This is a genomic window from Brumimicrobium salinarum, assembly GCF_002844555.1.
GTDB classification, from domain to species: Bacteria; Bacteroidota; Bacteroidia; order Flavobacteriales_D; family Crocinitomicaceae; genus Brumimicrobium; species Brumimicrobium salinarum.
This window is the reverse complement of the sequence record NZ_PJNI01000014.1, coordinates 56,831-77,777: the sequence shown is the minus strand read 5'-3', so window position 1 is coordinate 77,777 and position 20,947 is coordinate 56,831. Positions and strand designations below refer to the sequence as shown.

The following is a 20,947-nucleotide window of genomic DNA, read 5'->3' as shown; positions in this document are numbered from 1 at the left end:
ATATGAAGGCATAATTTTAGAAAAAAGCCCTAACCTCAACACCACCTGCATGAATTGTTTTACTATCTTCTGATTGCCTGCCATTGTATTGAATATTGATTTGTAGGTTTTTATTAAGGTTTCTTTGATAATTAATGTTCCATGTTAAGTTTTTCCCTTGTTTTAAAGATTCCAACATCTCATAAGAAAGGGCATTATTTGTGGCACCGTTAAAATCAATAATTACAATTTTAAAATCTCCCATTAAACTCCCTTTTTCGATTTGATTCCACTTAACACCTATTCCGAGGTCTCCAATTCTTGCTTTCTCACCCCCAAATTCGATTTTATTTTTCTTATCTTCATATCGACCATTTAAAGAAATTCTAAATGTTGTATTAGGCTGATAAATAAATTCTGGTTCAACTTTGTAATAATCTATGTCAAAATTTCTTCCAGTCGTATAGTCAGCTATGGATTGTTTTTGACCAATTTCAGTATTTAATTTAATAGTAAAAACTCGGAATATGTTCCACCGCATATTTACCGCATTAAAATTTAATTTCTTTGAATCATATCCATTTGCCAACAACGTTTTTGATGCAGTTTCTGAAATGGTATAATCGAGTCCAAAAACAGGATTTGTTCGGTTAAAAAACAAAGTGTTTCTAACGGTTGAATTAAAACTAACCAATGAAGAGTCAGTGATATTACGTGCGATTGGATTATAACTTTCGAGGCTTTGAGTTCCCATTTTTTTATTCATCTTAAACCGTGCCTGATTTGAGAGCCTTGAAAAAAATTTTAGAACTCCTTTTTTACTACTCCAAAGTCTTTCAGGTCGCCAAAACAATGTTTGATTAAACTCATTGGAATGTATTCTCACATATTCGTTACTAGGTGTAAAAACCCGTATATAATTTGCTTGATCTTGATATTGAGCAGTTTCAAATTCATTCAAATCCTTAACACCATCCCCGTTATAATCAATCCAGGTGTAAACACCTTGCCCTGCATTAACTTCTATATATAAAAACTCTTTTTTTAACTCCAACCCTGAACCAACTTCATAGAATGTGTTTGCAGTTAATGCGTTTCTCCACAAGTTGAGACGATAATCAACACGACCAACAAAGGTGTTCTCTGGAGCTTGATCAATCAGCGAATTATTCTTAATCTTTAAAGTTCTATAACTCACTAATGTCGATAATGTATGCTTATTACTTGTTATCCAGTTATAATCAGCACCTACGCTTCTTCCTACAGCTGCTAGTTTTAAATTTAAAGAATCGCTTTTCCGATCGTATCTTTCGCTGTAGAATAATTTAAATGAGTTTTTCAAACTATCAGAGTTTGCCAAATACACCTTCCAATCATACCATTGATATGAAATCGGATCTAAAAATTGATTATCTGTCACAAATTCATTCAATTCATGGTCATCCTCAAATCCAATTTTTATAGGTCCTAAACTTTGACTAACCTCAGAAAGATGTCTTAGATAAGTATTTTTATTTTCAGCATTGGCATTTAAGTAACTTGCATCAACATTTGCTTCAAATCCATTTTTTTCCAATCGCCTAGAAGTTTTGCGCGATTACCTTGATATTCCTCACCTAAGGTATAATTCTGTGCTTGAAGTTCTAGTCCTCCATAATCTCTATTTAATATTCCTCCTGAAAGATGAGCTAAAATTTCTTGACCTGTGTATTCCTTATTTCTCACATTCCAGTCTCGATCAAACTCGACTCCTCTATACCTCTCTATTTCATTAAAATTCCTAGTTCGATATTCTAAATCCAACCCTGTTGTAAGTTGCCAGTTTGACGCAGAATCTGCTCCTAAGTCAAACACACCCTCAATTTTAGTTTTATGAGCCAATCCTCTATCATCTTCACTGTCGTATCTTGAAAAAGTGTTCAAATCTGAGTTAGAAGTACTTATTTCAGAGAAGAAACGCCATTTATCGTTAAGTTTATAATCTATTCCTGCTGTAATTAAACTTGATTTTTTTGGTGTTACTATTAATCTTGAAGGTTGAAAGTTACCTTGTGGAACTCCACCAATAGGTGCTACCCATTTATACACCCTTCCAACTGCTGTAAAACGATCAAAAATATAATTACCATTCCCTTCTCCTACATTAGTAAAACTCGCTCTATAAATAGCGGAGTCTGGATGAACAGAATAAACTAATACAGAATCCTGTCCTAAACTATCAATAAGTTTATATGTAATTTGATTATCAACAAATCCAATACTATCAATGGAAGATGAACGCGCTAAAGAAAGTGTATCTCCAATATTAGCTAATAATTTTTTATCGTTGTTCGTTAATTGTTGCTGTAGAGATTGGTTTTTTGCATCTTGTTCTGTGTATAAATTAATCCAGAAAGATAAGCGTTCACTTTCATAATCAATCCCTCCTTGAAAAAGTGAACGTGCATAGTTTTGGTCGGTATATTGGAATTCAACAACTATTCTATCATCCTTTGTAATTTGATTTCTTGGGGTAAATGTTATTTCTGAAGTATTGTAATTTATAACATAATCAAATTCTTGCCCACGTTCTAACAACCTACCATCCAAAAACACTTTTTCAGTACCTGATAAAACGATGATAAATGGTTCATTTTCATTTCCTTTTAAGCGGTAAGGTCCTTGGTTACCTTCTAAGCCTTGAATTGTATTTCTTGCAAACTTACCTTTTGACAACGCACCAGCACCCTGTACATTCCACTTTGCATTATCATCGCCCCATGTATATTGCCCCAATAAACCTTGTGCCCGCTTATTGTAGTTCATGAAATAGCCTTTGGGACGTTTTAACCAAAAGTCACCAGCAATAACTTTATATTCTTCTCCAAATAATTGGATAAAAACTTGATCAAACTCCTGTAACTGATTTGTATTTCCATCCGGCTGTATTGGAAGGTTATCATCAGTAACCGTTGCAAGGATATTCATATTTTCAGCTATTTCTCCTGACAATTGTAGATTTAATGTCGAATTCACAGATAAATCTTGTGCATTTCCAAAACTAATTCCTCTTGAAATACTGCCTGACTTTTGAATTCCATCGTCTGAAAAAAAGTCATTATTACTTTTAGGTTGATTATAATAATATTCTCTTGGCTTTCCAATATCCTGATATATCAAGCTCGTATCAATTGATTGTATGGCTTGTTGAAAATTCATGTCAAAAACCCGATAGCGCAATTTAATGATACTATCACAGCTGTGTTTTAAATAGAACTTACGCGAATTTCCATCAAAGAAATAATTTTTATTATCAATTTTTTTCGAATTACAAAAAGCTGAAAAACTGGGTTGATAAATGGTTAAAGAGTCAATAATTATCGTGTCTTTGGAAACGGGAATAGTTTTCCATCTTAAATTAGAAACCTGACTCAGAAGCGGCAAGGTGACCACTGTAAGTAGTACAACAAGAATAGTATTCAATCTTAATAAAGGTCTCATCCCTCTAAGTAACGTTATTAACAAAGGTTTGGTGCACTGATAGAGCTATAAATTAATTACAACCAAAAACTTTTTCAACAGATGCACTAATTTTTGCTGCACTATATTTTTTTGATTCCTCAATCACTTCTTGAGGATTAAAATCGGGATCTTCAATAGCATTAATGATTTGATTAGATAAATCATTTACATTTTTAGAAATAAATAGCTTTCCAAACTCACCATGATTTAGAATCTCAACTGTACCTCCTTTATTACTTCCAACAATTCTGCAACCTGAAGCTAGTGCTTCGATTGTAACCATACCGAAGGTTTCAGACTCGGTAGCCATAACAAATACATCGATTGCAGAATAAAAAACCTCAACATCCTTTCTAAAAGATCGAAAAAACACCCTGTCCTCCAGGTCATTTGATCTGACAAAATCGCGCAATTGATGAAAGTATTCATCTGCTTCACCATGGGTTGACTCACCAAGCAAAACTAAGTTGTGTTTGATCTTATTTTTAATCTGATTGAATGCTTCTAATAACAGCAATTGCCCTTTTTGCGGGTCAAACCTACCAACCAACCCAATATATTCAACATCCGTAGCTAACTTTAGTTTCTTCTTTGCAATTGAAGGTGGTGGAGCATCATAATATCTATCCAAATCTAAACCTGATGGAATAACAACTGTTCGTTCGGGTGGAAATTTGGTAAGGGTGTGCACTTGTTTTTGAAGCCATGGCAAAGGACAAGACCAAAGATCATATTGTTTATATCGAATAGTATGTAATATGTCGCGTTTAGCCATTCCAATTTGCATTTCCATAAAGTAGGCTAGAAAGAACTTAGATCGACTAAAAGTCTTAGCTAATGCACAAACACTCATGTCTTTGGGGTCTCTGACTACAAGGTGAGAAATACCAAAGCTTTCTATTTTTCTTTTTAATGCTTGCGCCCGAAAAACATCATAATATTTTTTATGTGGGAGAACTGATATTGTTGGTATATTTACTTCGTGAGCCTCTGCTTCAATCTTGCTACCTTCTTGAACGAATAGAAAAACTTCATGACCGCGGTTTTTCATCCATTGAGCATTTCTCAATTGATTCATTTCTAAACCACCCCAACTTTTAGAAGGACAAAAATAACCTATGCGACATTTTTGATCAGTCATATAACGATATAAAAAGATGTCTCAAATAAATAATTACTAGAGACATCTTTATATTTTATTTTTTCAACCTATAAATAACATGATACTTAAATATGGATTGCTCTTTTCCCTGTTGCATCCATTGCAGCTTCTCTAACCGCCTCAGAATAGGTAGGATGTGGATGTGACATGCGTACTAGGTCTTCTGCAGAAGCTCTATACTCCATTGCAACAACGCCTTCCATGATTAGATCGGCTGCTCTTGCACCAATCATGTGAACACCTAAAATCTCATCGGTGTCTTTATTGGTTATGATTTTTACAAGGCCTTGAATATCACCAGAGGCTCTAGATCTACCCAATGCTTTCATTGGAAAAGATCCAACGTTATAAGATATTCCTTCATCCTTAATTTCTTGTTCTGTTTTTCCGACAGCTGCAACTTCAGGCCATGTGTACACAACACCAGGAATTAAATTATAATTAATATGTGGGATTTGACCAGCCAATTTTTCGGCCACAAACGTTCCTTCCTCTTCGGCTTTATGTGCTAACATTGCACCTTTGACAACATCACCAATTGCATAAATATTATCTGCCGAAGTTTGCAAATCCTCATTCACTTCAATTTGTCCTCGATCAGTGGTTTTGATTCCAACATTCTCAAGACCTAAACCATCTGTATATGGCTTTCTTCCAACAGCTACTAAACAATAATCGGCTTCAAAAGTGACTTCTTTATCCTTTTTATCCAATGCTGTAACCACTACACCTTTTCCAGTATTTTCAACCTTTTGAACTTTGTGTTTCATATTGAATTTCATTTTCAATTTTTTCAACACCTTGGTAAGTTCTTTCCCCATGGTTTTATCCATAGTGGGAATTATACTATCGGCAAACTCTACCACCTCTACTGCTGTTCCTAATCGTGCATATACGGAGCCCAACTCAAGTCCGATTACACCACCACCAATAACTATTAGTTTCTTAGGTATTTCTTTCAAAGATAAAGCTTCGGTAGAAGTAATAATACGTTCCTTATCCGGCTCCATACCTTTAAAGTAATTTGGTTTTGACCCTGTAGCAATGATTACTTTATCTGTTTTTACTTCTTTTTCTTGCCCCTTCTTATCAGTTACCTTAATGGTGTTTTTGTCAACAAAAGAACCTACTCCATGAAGTACATCAATTTTGTTTTTATCCATTAAAAAGTCAATACCTTTACAGGTTTGATCTACCACTTTATTTTTTCTTTCAACCATTTTAGAAAAGTCAGGTTTTAAGTTTTCAAGCTCAATACCATGCTCTTCAAATGAATGATTAGCATTATGAAAATGTTCACTACTATCTAATAAAGCTTTTGAAGGTATACACCCCACATTTAAGCAAGTTCCTCCTAAAGTATCGTATTTTTCAATAATAGCGGTTTTCATTCCCAGTTGCGCGCATCTAATAGCCGCAACATATCCACCTGGTCCTGAACCAATGACAGTAATGTCGTATTTACTCATAATAAATGTATATTAAATTTTTATAGAAATGTAAGTTTTATGCTTCTGTAGGTGGTGTACCAAAATTAATAGGAGGTACATCATTATTATTATCACTTATTTTCCCTGCATTTGCTTCGTACTTTTGAATATTATCATGCAAAGCATTTAATAATCGTTTTGCATTTTCAGGGGTCATAATAACCCTAGAATTAACTTTTCCTTTAGGAACACCTGGCATTATTTGCACAAAATCACATACAAATTCACTTTGCGAATGTGTTATTACCGCTAAGTTTGAGTAAACTCCATCAGCAACGTTTTCAGGTAATTCTATGTTAATTTTATTTTCCTTGTTATTGTTATCTTCCATAAGAATAAAGGTAATAAAAAAAGGCTATCAATATAAATTGATAGCCTATTATTTCAGTTTATAAGATGTTAATCAACTTTATCAGTTGATTCGCTATAAGTTTCAGTAGAATCTACCTCTATATTTTGAAATTTACGAACTCCAGTTCCGGCCGGAATCTTATGACCAACAATTACATTTTCTTTCAGTCCAAGTAAATGATCTACTTTACCTGAAATTGCAGCTTCATTCAGAACCTTTGTTGTTTCCTGGAAGGAAGCCGCAGAAATAAATGATTGTGTTTGAAGTGAAGAACGTGTGATCCCCTGAAGCATAGGCTTAGAAGTTGCTGCCACTGCATCACGTGCTTCAACTAACTTAGCATCTTCACGTTTTAATTGTGTGTTTTCATCTCTTAATCTTCTAGCAGAAACGATTTGACCAACACTTAAGTTTTTTGAATCGCCCGCATCGGTAATATACTTCTGACCAAAAATACGATCGTTTTCCTCCATAAAGTCGGCCTTGTGAATAGCTTGATTCTCTAAAAACTTAGTATCACCCGCATCATCAATTTCTACTTTAAGCATCATTTGACGAACGATAACCTCAAAGTGTTTATCATTAATCTTCACACCTTGTAAACGATACACCTCTTGAACTTCATTTACTAAGTATTCTTGAACCGCTGTTGGTCCTTGAATATTTAAGATATCTTTTGGAGTAATTGCTCCATCGGATAATGATTGTCCAGCACGAACGAAATCATTTTCTTGTACCAAGATATGTTTCGACAATGGAACAAGATATTTCTTCTTTTCTCCTGATTTTGCTTCAATAATCACCTCACGGTTACCACGCTTGATTTTACCATAGCTTGCAATTCCGTCTATCTCAGAAACTACAGCTGGATTCGATGGATTTCTAGCTTCGAAAAGCTCGGTAATACGTGGTAAACCACCAGTAATATCACCACCTTTACCTCCAACTCTAGGTATTTTAACCAAGCTGAATCCTTGATGTATTTCGTCACCTTCTTTAACAGAAACGTGAGCATTAACCGGTATTGGATAAGATTTTAAAACTTCACCTTTTTTATCTTTTATAATAATCGTAGGATTCTTTTTCTTATCTCTAGTTTCTGTAATTACCTTTTCGGTAAACCCAGTTTGCTCATCGACCTCCTCACGGTATGTGATTCCTTCAAGAACATTATCGAATTCAATAAACCCATTATATTCGGAAATAATAACCGCATTATATGGATCCCATTTACAAATCACATCGTTCTTTGTAATATCTGTATCTGATTTTACAAGCATTTCTGCACCATAAGGTACATTGGCTGTCATTGCAGCTAAGCCTGTTTTTTCGTCAATAATTTTTAATTCAGCAGAACGACCTACAACGATTTCCTTTTTGGTACCGTCTTTTTCCGTTTTGGTAATTGTTCTTAATTCATCAATCTCTAAACGACCAGTTGCTTTTGCTTTCAAATCACTTTCATCAGCAATATTAGAAGCTGTACCCCCAACGTGGAAAGTACGTAATGTCAACTGTGTACCTGGCTCACCAATAGACTGAGCAGCAACCACACCAATTGAATCTCCTAATTGAGCCTCACGGTTCGTAGCTAAGTTTCGACCGTAACATTTAGCACAAACACCACGTCTTAACTCACAAGTAAGAACCGAACGGATTTCAACTTCGTCAATTCCTGCTTCATCAATCGACTTAGCAATGTCTTCTGTTATAAGTTCTCCGCCTTCAACCAACAAATTATCTTCATCATCGTATACATCATGTACAGCGCTTCGACCTACAATTCGATCATATAATGGTTCAACAACTTCATCATTCTTTTTCAATGGTGTTGCGATAATTCCTCTTAAGGTTCCACAATCTTTTTCATTAACTACAACATCTTGAGCTACGTCTACTAACCTTCTTGTTAAGTAACCAGCATCAGCAGTTTTAAGGGCCGTATCGGCAAGACCTTTACGTGCACCGTGTGTTGAGATAAAGTACTCTAAAATAGAAAGACCTTCCTTAAAGTTAGAGAGAATTGGATTTTCAATAATCTCTTGTGCTGAAGCTCCAGACTTTTGAGGTTTTGCCATAAGCCCCCTCATTCCAGACAACTGACGAATTTGCTCTTTCGAACCACGTGCTCCAGAATCAAACATCATGTAAATAGAGTTGAAACCTTGTTTATCAGATTTCAATTGATCCATTAACGTGTTTGTTAAACGTGAATTGGTACGTGTCCAAATGTCAATAATCTGATTGTATCTTTCATTATTAGTAATCAGCCCCATGTTGTAGTTATCCATAACCTCACCAACATTAGCGTTTGCTTTATCTACTAATATTTCTTTTTCTTTTGGAATGATAATATCATCCAAGTTGAATGATAAACCACCTCTAAAGGCCATATCATATCCTACAGATTTAATATCATCTAAGAATTGAACTGTTCTTGAAGTACCTGAAATCTTCAATACGACACCAATAATATCTCGAAGTGCTTTTTTGGTTAATACATCATTGATGTAACCAACCTCTTTAGGAACCATTTCATTAAATAAAACCCTTCCTACAGTTGTTTCGATAATTTTTTGTTCGAATCCACCTTCATCGTTAAGAATTTCAGTTTTAACCTTTATATGGGCGTGTAAATCTACACCACCTTCATTTAAAGCTATACGAACCTCTTCTGGAGAATAAAAAGTCATTCCTTCTCCAATCATCGTACGTTCCTCGTCTGATTTTCGACCTTTTGTCATATAGTATAATCCCAAAACCATATCCTGAGATGGTACAGCGATTGGCGCACCATTTGCAGGGTTCAAAATGTTATGAGAAGACAACATTAACAACTGTGCCTCAAGAATAGCAGCATTCCCCAAAGGTAAGTGAACCGCCATCTGGTCACCATCGAAATCGGCGTTAAAAGCGGTACATACAAGCGGGTGTAAACTAATTGCTTTCCCTTCTATCAATTTAGGTTGGAACGCTTGAATACCCAAACGGTGAAGTGTAGGTGCTCGGTTAAGTAGAACTGGATGAGATTTAATTACATTTTCTAAAATATCCCAAACAACAGCTTCCTTTTTATCAACTATTTTCTTGGCAGACTTTACAGTTTTTACGATTCCTCTTTCAATCAATTTACGAATAACAAAAGGCTTGTAAAGTTCAGCAGCCATATCTTTTGGGAGTCCACACTCGTGAAGTTTCAATGAAGGACCAACAACAATAACAGATCGTGCTGAATAATCAACACGCTTACCCAAAAGGTTTTGACGGAAACGACCTTGCTTTCCTTTTAAAGAGTCAGATAACGATTTCAAAGGTCTGTTTGATTCAGTTTTAACTGCACTCGATTTTCTAGAGTTATCAAACAAAGAATCTACAGATTCTTGAAGCATACGTTTTTCATTACGCAAAATAACTTCAGGAGCCTTAATTTCAATCAACCTTTTTAATCGGTTATTACGAATAATAACCCTTCTGTATAAGTCATTCAAATCAGATGTCGCAAATCGTCCACCATCTAATGGTACCAATGGTCTCAATTCTGGAGGAGTAACTGGAACAACTTTGATAATCATCCATTCGGGACGATTTTCAATTCTGTCCTGAGAATCGCGCATAGCTTCAACAACTTGTAAACGTTTCAATGCTTCATTTTTACGTTGCATTGAAGTTTCGTTATTGGCTTTATGCCTTAAATCAAAAGACAATTGATGAAGATCTAATCCTTTTAATAAATCAAAAAGAGCTTCAGCACCCATTTTAGCAATAAACTTATTTGGGTCGGTATCATCTAGGTATTGATTGTCTTGAGGCAATTCATCAAGAATATCTAAATACTCTTCTTCTGTTAGAAATTGCATTTTGTCCAACTCTTCACCGTCTGCATTTCTAGCTAGACCAGATTGGATGACAACATACCTTTCATAGTATATAATTTGATCTAACTTTTTCGTTGGTAAACCTAACAAGTAACCAATTTTATTCGGTAAAGATCTAAAGTACCATATATGTGCAACAGGAACAACCAATTGGATGTGACCCATTCTTTCACGTCTTACTTTTTTCTCTGTTACTTCAACACCACAACGATCACAAACAATCCCCTTATATCGGATTCTTTTGTATTTACCACAGTGACATTCGTAGTCTTTAACAGGTCCAAAGATACGTTCACAGAACAAACCATCTCTTTCAGGCTTATAGGTTCTGTAGTTAATGGTTTCCGGTTTCAAAACCTCACCACTCGATTGCTCCAAAATTTGTTCTGGTGAAGCAAGCGAAATGGTAATATTATTAAAGTCTTTTACCGTATTTTGATTATCTTTTTTATACGCCATTTTATTCAAATGTTTTCAATTAAACGTTGACTACTAATCCATCTTTATGTTAAGACCGAGTCCTCTAAGTTCATGTAACAATACATTGAAAGATTCAGGAATACCTGGTTTTGGCAGGTTATCACCTTTCACAATCGCTTCGTAAGCTTTTGCTCTTCCATTTACATCATCAGACTTAACCGTCAAGATTTCTTGTAGAATATTAGATGCACCGAACGCTTCAAGTGCCCAAACCTCCATTTCTCCAAAACGCTGACCTCCGAAGAGTGCTTTACCTCCTAATGGTTGTTGTGTGATTAAAGAGTACGGTCCAATAGAACGTGAATGCATTTTATCATCCACCATGTGAGAAAGTTTAAGCATGTAAATCACACCAACCGTTGCTGGTTGATGGAATCTTTCTCCTGTTCCTCCGTCATACAAATAAGATTTACCTGCACGTGGAACACCAGCTTTATCACAATACTCAGCAACTTCAGAAGGTTCTGCACCATCAAAAATTGGGGTTGCAAATTTCACATTTAGTTTTTCACCAGCCCAACCTAAAACAGTTTCATAAATTTGTCCTAAGTTCATTCGTGAAGGTACCCCTAATGGGTTCAAAACGATGTCAACTGGTGTACCGTCATCTAGGAAAGGCATGTCTTCTTGTCGAACAATATTAGCAACAATACCTTTGTTTCCGTGACGACCTGCCATCTTATCTCCCACTTTAAGCTTTCTTTTCTTCGCTAAATAAACTTTCGCCAATTTAACAATTCCTGAAGGCAATTCATCCCCTACTGAGATATGGAATTTCTTCCTCTTATAGTTACCTAATAAATCGTTTGCTTTAATTGTGAAGTTATGAATCACGCGTTGAATAAGAGCATTGGTATCTTCTTCTGTTGTCCATTTACTTGGATTTACAATAGCATAGTCAACAATACTTAATGCTTTTTCAGAGAATTTAGAACCTTTTTTAATGATTTCTTCTCTAAAGTTATTAGTTACTCCTGCAGATTTTTTACCATCTAAAATAACCAATAGTTTTTTAACAAGAATATTTTTTAATTCTGCTAAATCTTTTTCGTACTCAGCATCAAGATTTTCAAGAATTGGTTTGTCTTGTGCTTTTGTTTTTCTGTCTTTGACAGCTCTAGAAAACAGCTTTTTATTTATGACCACACCTTTTAAAGAAGGTCCAGCTTTTAAAGAAGCATCCTTAACATCTCCAGCTTTATCACCAAAAATAGCACGTAATAACTTCTCTTCAGGAGATGGGTCTGTTTCACCTTTTGGTGTAATCTTACCAATTAATATATCTCCCTCTTTTACCTCGGCACCAACTCTGATTAAACCGTGTTCATCAAGATCTCTTGTAGCTTCTTCACTAACGTTAGGAATATCAGCAGTTAACTCCTCCATTCCACGTTTGGTATCTCTTACTTCCAAGGAATATTCATCAATATGAATTGAAGTAAAGACATCTTCGCGAACAACTCTTTCAGAGATAACGATTGCATCCTCAAAGTTATACCCTTTCCAAGGCATGAAAGCAACTTTCATATTTTGACCTAAGGCCAATTCTCCTTGTTGAGTTGCATAACCTTCACACAATACTTGACCTGCTTCAACAACATCACCTTTTTTAACAATAGGTTTTAGATTCATCGTTGAACCTTGATTTGTTTTCTTGAATTTAGTAAGCGTATATGTTTTGGTGTTACCATCAAAAGATACAATCTCATCTTCTTCTGAGAGATCGTATTTAATTACAATTTTGTTAGCATCAACATATTCAACAACTCCAGCTCCTTCAGCGTTAATCAATACACGTGAATCCTTAGCAACTAACCTTTCAATACCCGTACCAACAATTGGAGATTGTGGTTTTAGTAGAGGTAGCGCCTGACGTTGCATGTTTGATCCCATCAAAGCACGGTTGGCATCGTCATGTTCCAAAAATGGAATCGAAGAAGCTGCAATAGAAGCAATTTGATTTGCTCCAACATCCATTAAATCTAACTCTTGTGGTTCAACAACAGGGAAATCTCCTTCTTCACGAGCTTTAACAACTTCACCAGTAAACATACCATCGTCATTCAATGGGGCATTTGCTTGTGCAATCATTTTAGCATCTTCTTCTTCAGCAGTCAAATAAATCGGTTCTTCATCTAATTGAACTTTACCGTCTACTACTTTTCTGTACGGTGTTTCAATAAAGCCTAATTTATTCACCTTAGCGAATACACACAAGGAAGAAATCAAACCAATGTTTGGTCCTTCGGGAGTTTCAATAGTACATAGTCGACCATAATGTGTATAGTGAACATCACGCACCTCAAAACCAGCACGTTCTCTAGATAAACCACCAGGACCTAAAGCAGAGAAACGTCTTTTGTGTGTAACCTCAGAAAGTGGATTTGTTTGATCCATAAACTGAGATAACTGATTCGTTCCGAAGAAAGAATTAATAACAGAAGATAATGTTTTCGCATTAATCAAATCAATCGGTGTAAAAACCTCATTATCACGCACATTCATTCTCTCACGGATCGTTCTTGCCATACGGGCCAAACCTACTCCAAATTGAGAGAATAATTGTTCACCAACTGTTCTAACACGACGATTAGAAAGGTGGTCGATATCATCTACTTCTGCTTTTGAATTAATTAATTCAATAAGGTATTTAATGATTTTAATAATATCACTTTTAGTAAGAACACGTGATTCTTCGTCGTCTGATATTTTTAATTTTTTGTTTATTCTGAAACGACCAACCTCTCCAAGGTCATAGCGAGTATCTGAGAAAAACAATTTTTCAAAAACACTACGTGCTGTTTCAAAATCTGGCGGCTCAGCGTTACGTAATTGTCTATAGATTACTTCTACTGCTTCTTTCTCGGAATTAGCAGTATCTTTTTGTAAAGTATTATATATGATTGTAAAATCAGCAGAATTAACATCCTCTTTATGAAGGATTATAGTTTTTGTTCCGGCCTCAATTATTTCTTCAATATTGTCTTTATCGAGTACAGTATCTCGATCAAGTATAACTTCATTACGTTCTATGGAAACAACTTCTCCAGTATCCTCATCAACGAAATCTTCGATCCATGATTTAAGAACCCTTGCAGCAAGTTTTCTACCTAGAACTTTTTTAAGATTAGTTTTAGTTGCCTTAACTTCATCAGCAAGGTCAAAAATCTCTAAAATGTCTTTATCACTTTCGTAACCAATTGCTCTAAACAAAGTGGTTACAGGTAATTTCTTTTTACGATCAATGTAAGCATACATGACATTATTAATGTCAGTAGCAAATTCAATCCACGAACCTTTAAAAGGTATAATTCTAGCGGAATACAATTTTGTTCCGTTAGCATGTCTGGATTGACCAAAGAAAACACCAGGAGAACGGTGTAATTGAGAAACGATAACACGTTCAGCACCGTTAACAACAAATGAACCTTTTGGGGTCATATATGGAATTGTTCCAAGATATACATCTTGAACAATAGTTTCGAAATCCTCATGTTCTGGATCAGTACAATACAGTTTTAATTTGGCCTTTAATGGCACACTGTAAGTTAATCCACGTTCAATACACTCTTCGATAGAGTAGCGAGGCGGATCTATAAAATAGTCCAAGAACTCAAGGACAAACTGATTTCTTGTATCAGTAATGGGGAAGTTTTCAGAAAAAACTTTAAAGAGTCCCTCTTTTTCTCTATTATCTGGAGTTGTTTCAAGTTGAAAAAACTCACGAAATGATTTTAATTGAACATCCAAAAAGTCAGGATATTCAAAAACACTTTTGCTAGAAGCGAAATTAATTCTTGTAGCGATATTATTTGATGTTGCCAAGACTACGTATTTTTGTTAGAAAAAAGTACCGTATGCGTATAAATGCATTAAAACAGCACAAGGCATCCCGAAAATCGAGGATGCCTGTACTGTAAAATAAGTGTTGTTACTACTTAACTTCAACTTCAGCTCCTGCTTCTTCTAATGAAGATTTAAGGCTTTCTGCTTCGTCTTTCGCTACTCCTTCTTTCAATGGAGATGGAGCACTGTCAACTAATTCTTTAGCTTCTTTCAAGCCAAGACCAGTTAATTCTTTCACTAATTTAACGACAGCCAATTTACTACCTCCGGCAGCTTTAAGGATTACGTCAAACTCAGTTTTTTCTTCAGCGGCATCACCACCACCAGCACCACCGCCAGCAACAGCTACAGCAGCAGCTGCAGGTTCGATACCATACTCATCTTTTAAGATGTTTGCTAATTCGTTAACGTCTTTTACTGTAAGGTTAACTAATGTTTCAGCGATTTCTTTCAATTCAGCCATTTTATTTTATTTTAAAAAGGTTCTATAATAATTAATAATACTTAAGCTCTTTCCGAGAGCGTTTTAAGGATTCCAGCAATTTTACCACCCTGTCCTTTAAGTCCGCTAACAACGTTTTTAGCTGGGCTTTGAAGTAAGGTAATAATATCTCCAATAAGCTCATCCTTACTCTTAATTTCAGTTAATGTATTCAGATTTTCATCACCTAGGTAAATCGTTTCTTCTACATAAGCTGCTTTAAGAATAGGCTTATCGTTCTTTTTACGGAATTCTTTGATAACTTTAGCAGGCGCATTACCTACTTCAGCAAACATAATAGAAGTTGGTCCAGAAAGAACCCCAACCAATTCTCCAAGTTCTTTACCTTCAACACGGTCGATAGCTTTTTCGAGTAAAGTATTTTTAATTACTCTTAAACTAACACCATTTTTGAAGCATCTTCCTCGAAGTTCGTTGATTTTCTCAACTGTAAGTTCAGATGTATCCGCTAAATAGAACACACCTGCTTCACTTAAATCTGCTGTTAAATCGTCAATGTACTGCGCTTTTTCTTCTCTATTCATAATTAAAAATTTTAAGCGACAATAGATTTCGCATCAATTTGAATACTTGGGCTCATAGTAGAACTCATGTATATACTTCTGATATATGTTCCTTTAGCTGCAGATGGTTTCATTTTAACTAACGTCGTTAATAACTCATTAGCATTGTCCAATATTTTATTTCCATCAAAAGAAACTTTCGCAATATTTGTATGAACAATACCGTATTTATCAACACGGAAATCAATTTTACCAGCTTTAACTTCTTGAACAGCTTTTGCTACATCCATTGTAACAGTACCAGTTTTTGGGTTTGGCATAAGTCCTCTTGGTCCTAATACACGACCTAGAGCACCAACTTTACCCATTACAGATGGCATAGTGATAATAACATCGACATCAGTCCATCCACCTTTTATCTTTTCAATATATTCGTCTAAACCAACGTAATCAGCACCTGCTGCTTTAGCCTCCTCTTCTTTATCAGGAGTACAAAGCACTAAAACTTTGATATCCTTACCAGTTCCGTGAGGTAAAGCAACGGTTCCTCTTACCATTTGATTCGCTTTTCTAGGGTCCACACCCAAACGAATACTAAGATCAACAGAAGCATCGAATTTTGCATTAGTGATTTCCTTCACTAAATCACATGCTTCAGTCAACGAATACGTCTTTCCAAAATCAATTTTAGAAAGCGCTTCTTTTCTTTTTTTAGAAATACGTCCCATGATTAATGTTTTTTAGTTTTTTGGAAATTCTCCTTTTACAGTTACTCCCATACTTCTTGCTGTACCAGCAACCATTTTCATACCTGACTCAACTGTAAAACAATTTAAATCAGTCATTTTATCTTCAGCTATTGCTTTTACTTGATCCCATGAAAGGCTTGCCACCTTAACACGGTTTGGTTCAGCTGAACCTTTCTTAGTTTTAGCTGCTTCTAAAATTTGAACTGCTGCTGGGGGTGTTTTAATGATAAAGTCGAACGACTTGTCACTATAAACTGTGATTACAACGGGTAATACTTTTCCTGCCCTATCTTGAGTTCTTGAGTTAAACTGCTTACAGAACTCCATGATGTTAACCCCTTTTGCACCAAGTGCGGGACCAACGGGCGGAGAAGGATTTGCTGCACCACCTTTGATCTGTAATTTGATCAAACCTGCTACTTCTTTAGCCATTTATATATAATTTGTGTAGTACTAACATGACCGTATCGATGGGAAGCTTTAATCATCACCGTCACTCCTACTGGTTAAAATACTTATTAACTTTCTTTATCAACTTGCATATAGCTCAATTCAACAAGGTTTTTACGCCCAAAAATTTTCACCATAACTTTAAGCTTCTTTTTCTCTTCATTAATTTCTTCGATAGTACCGTTAAAATTATTGAAAGGTCCATCTACTACCTTGACTGACTCACCAACTACGAAAGGTATTTTCATCTCCTCTTCGTTTTCCGTCAGTTCATCAACTTTACCAAGAATTCTGTTTACTTCAGATTTACGCATAGGAAGAGGATCACCATGTTTTTCGGCTCCTAAGAAACCAATAACGTTCGGTACACCTTTTATAACATGTGGCACCTCACCAACAAGTGCAGTTTCGACGAGAACATAACCTGGCAAAAAAGTTTTCTCTTTGGATATTTTTTTACCGTTACGTATTTGAAAAACCTTTTCAGTTGGAATCAAAATTTGACCGAAATAGTCAGACAGTTTTTGTCTATTAATTTCCATCTCAAGATATTCCTTAACCATGTTTTCTTTCCCGCTTATTGCGCGAACAACGTACCATCTTTTCTTTACTTCTTCCACTGCTAACCTCTTAATACCTCAGTAAAACAATTATGGATAAATCAGTCCAAGCACACCTTTCCAAAAGTATGTGGATGGATTTATTCCAAATATAAAATCCATTACAAATATAAGTAAGGAAAATATTACAGAACCAATAACTACAATTATAGTATTATTCTGTAACTCTGTCCATGTTGGCCAACTCACTTTGTGAGCTAGTTCATGGTATGTGTCTTGAATATAATTTACAATATTTGCCACTTTCTATATTATTAGCACGGGCGGTAGGATTCGAACCCACGACCAATGGTTTTGGAGACCAGTACTCTACCAACTGAGCTACACCCGTAGTTAAAAACGGGGAGCTTTATCAACTCCCCGTCTTTATAATTTATTAAATCTTAATCTAAGATCTCAGTTACCTGACCAGCACCTACTGTTCTTCCACCTTCACGGATAGCAAAACGAAGTCCTTTGTTCATTGCGATAGGAACAATTAAATCAACAGTAATTGTTACGTTATCACCAGGCATAACCATATCACGATCTTCACTTAAGTGAATTTCACCTGTTACATCAGTTGTACGGAAGTAAAACTGTGGACGGTAACGATTATGGAATGGAGTATGACGTCCACCTTCTTCTTTTTTCAATACATAAATCTCAGCTTTAAACTTAGCGTGAGGAGTTGTAGATCCAGGCTTACAAACCACCATACCACGACGGATATCTGCCTTGTCAATACCTCTTAATAAAAGACCAACGTTATCTCCTGCTTCACCTCTATCTAAGATTTTACGGAACATTTCAACACCTGTAACAACAGATTTTAACTTTTCGTCCCCCATACCTAGAAGGTCAACTTCTTCACCAGAGTTTATAACACCAGTTTCGATACGACCTGTAGCAACAGTACCACGACCTGTAATAGAGAATACATCCTCAACAGGCATTAAGAAAGGCTTATCAACCTCACGCTCTGGCAACTCAATCCAAGAGTCAACAGCGTCCATCAATTCCATAACTTTCTCACTCCACTTCTCATCACCGTTAAGTGCTCCTAAAGCAGAACCTTGAATTACTGGAGAATTGTCACCATCGTAGTCATAGAAAGAAAGCAATTCTCTGATCTCTAACTCAACTAATTCAAGTAGCTCCTCATCATCCACTAAATCAACTTTGTTCATGAAAACAACAACTCTTGGAACCCCAACCTGACGTCCTAAAAGAATGTGCTCACGTGTTTGTGGCATTGGCCCATCAGTTGCAGCAACAACTAATATTGCTCCATCCATTTGCGCAGCTCCCGTAACCATGTTCTTAACATAATCGGCGTGACCTGGACAATCTACGTGTGCGTAGTGTCTGTTCTCTGTTTCGTACTCAATGTGAGACGTGTTAATTGTAATACCACGTTCCTTTTCTTCAGGAGCGTTGTCGATTGTGTCAAAATCACGAGCTTCAGCAAAACCTTTTGCTGATAAAACCGCAGCGATAGCAGCAGTTAAAGTTGTCTTACCATGATCGACGTGACCGAGTGTTCCAATGTTCAAGTGTGGTTTGGAACGATTAAATGTTTCCTTAGCCATTTTTTATTTGTTACTTAGTTAATATACTTAATTAATAATCATTCAAGATGAATAAACATCTCTTTGTACATGCACAAATAATCACCCAAAAAATGAGTGATTCCCAATACACTAACTTATTTCGAGCCAATGACGAGAATTGAACTCGTGACCTCTTCCTTACCAAGGAAGCACTCTACCCCTGAGCTACATCGGCAGCGAGTTATTTAAAAGACTATAAAAAGAGCGGGAGACGAGACTCGAACTCGCGACCCTCAGCTTGGAAGGCTGACGCTCTACCAACTGAGCTACTCCCGCTTATTTATTTTTATTAATTGCTAAAATCTTGTGGGGGGAGAAGGATTCGAACCTTCGAAGGTAAAAACCAACAGATTTACAGTCTGTCCTCGTTGGCCGCTTGAGTATCCCCCCAAAAATTTTAGAGCCGATGGAGGGACTCGAACCCCCGACCTGCTGATTACAAATCAGCTGCTCTAGCCAGCTGAGCTACATCGGCAATTAATATTTGGTACAATAATCTTTTAAAGAACTCCCGTACTTGTTTCTGTTAACGCGTTCGGGTTTGCAAATGTATGAAATAATTAATTTACAACAAGCACTTTTTTAAAAAAAAAATAAAAAAAAATAATTTAAAAACACACCTCACTTCAATCACTTTTAAATCATCTATTAAAATTCATATTAGTAAACCAATATCTTCTACAATGACCTCATTCGCTAACAACCTCATTCGTTACCTCCCCTTGGATGAGCCTGATCGTATATTTTTGATATTTCATCAAATGAATTGTGTGTGTAAATCTGTGTTGCACTTAAATCAGCGTGCCCCAATATCTCTTTCAATGTTTCTAATCCCGCTCCATTATTCAACATGTGAGTAGCAAAAGTATGTCTTAGAATGTGTGGACTTCTTTTAGACAAGTTAGTTAATAAAGAAAGGTAAAATTTCATTTTTCTATATACAAAATTGGGATACATCTTGTCTCCTTTATCAGTAAGAAAAACATGATCAGATTGGCTCCGGTCGACTTTCGGAGATCTTATGTAACGTAATAAATCTTCATACAATTGACCTGACAAGGGAACTAATCGTTCCTTGTTGCGCTTTCCCAACACCTTAATTGAAGTAGAATTGACATCGTTCACACGAAGATTGATCAATTCAGATAAACGGATGCCTGTTTGATAAAAAACCTCTAGAATCAATCTATCTCGCAAACCTGATATTGAGTCAGGGAAAACCTCATTAATTCTTTCTATGTCTATCTCCTCTTCTTTAACAAACTCTGGTATTCTCTTATGTTGCTTAGGCCCCTTTATCTTCTGCATAGGATCCACAGCAATAAAACTGCCTTTCATTAACCATTTAAAAAACCCCCTCAAAGAAGAGAGCTTTCGATTAACTGTTTTATTGGAACATCCTTCATTTATTAACTCGACTATCCAAGCTCTTATGTTTTGATAAGATATTTCGCCTACATCATCTATGCTATCAACACCGACAAAACTGAGGAAAGAACTTACATCATTTTCATAGGCAACAATTGAATGTAAAGAAAGACGTTTCTCTGTACTTAAATATGTGATAAATAAATTCAACATATTATAAAAATAAAAAAAGGAGTCCATAAAGAACTCCTTTTCAAAAAATATTTTTGTTGCTTGTTATATTTCTTTCGAAATCATACGTTGTTTGTATCCAGCTTTAATACGTTGTTGACGCATTTGAACAGACGGCTTAATAAACTCTTTTCTTCTTCGAATTTCGCGCATTCTACCCGTTTTTTCAAACTTTTTTTGTATTTTTTGAGAGCTCTTTCAATATTCTCTCCTTCTTTTACAGGAACTGTTAACATATTCTATAATT

Annotated in this window: 15 protein-coding genes, 5 tRNA genes and 1 pseudogene; all 21 read right to left on the bottom strand. The window is 35.7% G+C overall.

The genetic code is table 11. The annotated features are described in order from the left end of the window. Positions 1-16 precede the first annotated feature (16 nt). The 21 genes and pseudogenes from CW751_RS12025 to rpsU all read right to left on the bottom strand — a co-directional run bounded on the left by CW751_RS12025 (position 17) and on the right by rpsU (position 20,936). Complete coding sequence (locus CW751_RS12025; RefSeq protein WP_101335274.1) at positions 17-1,555, bottom strand: hypothetical protein; 1,539 nt, start codon at positions 1,553-1,555, stop codon at positions 17-19. Next, positions 1,510-3,459, bottom strand: a complete 1,950-nt coding sequence (locus CW751_RS12020; RefSeq protein ID WP_101335273.1) for a hypothetical protein — start codon at positions 3,457-3,459, stop codon at positions 1,510-1,512. The genes CW751_RS12025 and CW751_RS12020 overlap by 46 nt, the downstream gene beginning before the upstream one ends. Positions 3,460-3,511: 52 nt before the next feature. Next, the gene (locus CW751_RS12015) at positions 3,512-4,621 is read right to left on the bottom strand and encodes a glycosyltransferase family 4 protein (RefSeq protein ID WP_101335272.1); all 1,110 of its coding nucleotides are present in this window, start codon (positions 4,619-4,621) and stop codon (positions 3,512-3,514) included. 86 nt (positions 4,622-4,707) lie between these two features. Then, positions 4,708-6,111, bottom strand: coding sequence for a dihydrolipoyl dehydrogenase (gene lpdA / locus CW751_RS12010; protein ID WP_101335271.1), 1,404 nt, complete (start codon positions 6,109-6,111; stop codon positions 4,708-4,710). A gap of 37 nt (positions 6,112-6,148) precedes the next feature. Next, complete coding sequence (locus tag CW751_RS12005; RefSeq protein WP_101335270.1) at positions 6,149-6,463, bottom strand: DUF3467 domain-containing protein; 315 nt, start codon at positions 6,461-6,463, stop codon at positions 6,149-6,151. Positions 6,464-6,531: 68 nt separating this feature from the next. After that, on the bottom strand, positions 6,532-10,818 hold the full coding sequence (gene rpoC / locus CW751_RS12000) for a DNA-directed RNA polymerase subunit beta' (protein WP_101335269.1): 4,287 nt from the start codon (positions 10,816-10,818) through the stop codon (positions 6,532-6,534). 33 nt (positions 10,819-10,851) lie between these two features. Next, complete coding sequence (rpoB, locus tag CW751_RS11995) at positions 10,852-14,664, bottom strand: DNA-directed RNA polymerase subunit beta (RefSeq protein ID WP_101335268.1); 3,813 nt, start codon at positions 14,662-14,664, stop codon at positions 10,852-10,854. 109 nt (positions 14,665-14,773) lie between these two features. Beyond that, positions 14,774-15,148 (bottom strand): 50S ribosomal protein L7/L12, encoded by a 375-nt coding sequence (rplL, locus tag CW751_RS11990; RefSeq protein ID WP_101335267.1) that lies wholly within the window; start codon positions 15,146-15,148, stop codon positions 14,774-14,776. 41 nt (positions 15,149-15,189) lie between these two features. Then, positions 15,190-15,711 (bottom strand): 50S ribosomal protein L10, encoded by a 522-nt coding sequence (gene rplJ / locus CW751_RS11985; RefSeq protein ID WP_101335266.1) that lies wholly within the window; start codon positions 15,709-15,711, stop codon positions 15,190-15,192. A gap of 11 nt (positions 15,712-15,722) precedes the next feature. Further along, complete coding sequence (gene rplA, locus CW751_RS11980; protein ID WP_101335265.1) at positions 15,723-16,418, bottom strand: 50S ribosomal protein L1; 696 nt, start codon at positions 16,416-16,418, stop codon at positions 15,723-15,725. 12 nt (positions 16,419-16,430) lie between these two features. Continuing rightward, positions 16,431-16,871 carry a 50S ribosomal protein L11 gene (gene rplK, locus CW751_RS11975; protein ID WP_101335264.1) on the bottom strand — a complete coding sequence of 147 codons (441 nt, stop codon included), beginning with the start codon at positions 16,869-16,871 and terminating at the stop codon, positions 16,431-16,433. A gap of 86 nt (positions 16,872-16,957) precedes the next feature. Continuing rightward, positions 16,958-17,509: a transcription termination/antitermination protein NusG gene (gene nusG / locus CW751_RS11970; protein ID WP_101335263.1), complete on the bottom strand. Its 552-nt coding sequence runs from the start codon at positions 17,507-17,509 to the stop codon at positions 16,958-16,960. Between the two features lie 30 nt (positions 17,510-17,539). Then, a complete protein-coding gene (secE, locus tag CW751_RS11965; RefSeq protein ID WP_101335262.1) occupies positions 17,540-17,752 on the bottom strand; it encodes a preprotein translocase subunit SecE in 213 nt (70 codons plus the stop codon). Between the two features lie 15 nt (positions 17,753-17,767). Continuing rightward, positions 17,768-17,840: transfer RNA gene (locus CW751_RS11960), tRNA-Trp, on the bottom strand. A 52-nt stretch (positions 17,841-17,892) separates the two neighbouring features. Continuing rightward, complete coding sequence (gene tuf, locus CW751_RS11955) at positions 17,893-19,080, bottom strand: elongation factor Tu (RefSeq protein ID WP_101335261.1); 1,188 nt, start codon at positions 19,078-19,080, stop codon at positions 17,893-17,895. Positions 19,081-19,204: 124 nt separating this feature from the next. Further along, positions 19,205-19,276: transfer RNA gene (locus tag CW751_RS11950), tRNA-Thr, on the bottom strand. 28 nt (positions 19,277-19,304) lie between these two features. Further along, positions 19,305-19,377, bottom strand: a tRNA-Gly gene (locus CW751_RS11945). A gap of 31 nt (positions 19,378-19,408) precedes the next feature. Then, a tRNA-Tyr gene (locus CW751_RS11940) sits at positions 19,409-19,491 on the bottom strand. An 11-nt stretch (positions 19,492-19,502) separates the two neighbouring features. Continuing rightward, positions 19,503-19,576: transfer RNA gene (locus CW751_RS11935), tRNA-Thr, on the bottom strand. Between the two features lie 230 nt (positions 19,577-19,806). Continuing rightward, positions 19,807-20,682 carry a tyrosine-type recombinase/integrase gene (locus CW751_RS11930; RefSeq protein WP_101335278.1) on the bottom strand — a complete coding sequence of 292 codons (876 nt, stop codon included), beginning with the start codon at positions 20,680-20,682 and terminating at the stop codon, positions 19,807-19,809. A 63-nt stretch (positions 20,683-20,745) separates the two neighbouring features. Then, positions 20,746-20,936: pseudogene (rpsU, locus tag CW751_RS11925) on the bottom strand (30S ribosomal protein S21). Positions 20,937-20,947 lie beyond the last annotated feature (11 nt).

Bases quoted from the DNA above. Each gene is read 5' to 3' on its own strand.
- CW751_RS12020 (WP_101335273.1), bottom strand. From the start codon at position 3,459: ATGAGACCTTTATTAAGATTGAATACTATTCTTGTTGTACTACTTACA.
- CW751_RS12015 (WP_101335272.1), bottom strand. From the start codon at position 4,621: ATGACTGATCAAAAATGTCGCATAGGTTATTTTTGTCCTTCTAAAAGT.
- lpdA (WP_101335271.1), bottom strand. From the start codon at position 6,111: ATGAGTAAATACGACATTACTGTCATTGGTTCAGGACCAGGTGGATAT.
- CW751_RS12005 (WP_101335270.1), bottom strand. From the start codon at position 6,463: ATGGAAGATAACAATAACAAGGAAAATAAAATTAACATAGAATTACCT.
- rpoC (WP_101335269.1), bottom strand. From the start codon at position 10,818: ATGGCGTATAAAAAAGATAATCAAAATACGGTAAAAGACTTTAATAAT.
- rplL (WP_101335267.1), bottom strand. From the start codon at position 15,148: ATGGCTGAATTGAAAGAAATCGCTGAAACATTAGTTAACCTTACAGTA.
- rplJ (WP_101335266.1), bottom strand. From the start codon at position 15,711: ATGAATAGAGAAGAAAAAGCGCAGTACATTGACGATTTAACAGCAGAT.
- rplA (WP_101335265.1), bottom strand. From the start codon at position 16,418: ATGGGACGTATTTCTAAAAAAAGAAAAGAAGCGCTTTCTAAAATTGAT.
- rplK (WP_101335264.1), bottom strand. From the start codon at position 16,871: ATGGCTAAAGAAGTAGCAGGTTTGATCAAATTACAGATCAAAGGTGGT.
- tuf (WP_101335261.1), bottom strand. From the start codon at position 19,080: ATGGCTAAGGAAACATTTAATCGTTCCAAACCACACTTGAACATTGGA.
- CW751_RS11930 (WP_101335278.1), bottom strand. From the start codon at position 20,682: ATGTTGAATTTATTTATCACATATTTAAGTACAGAGAAACGTCTTTCT.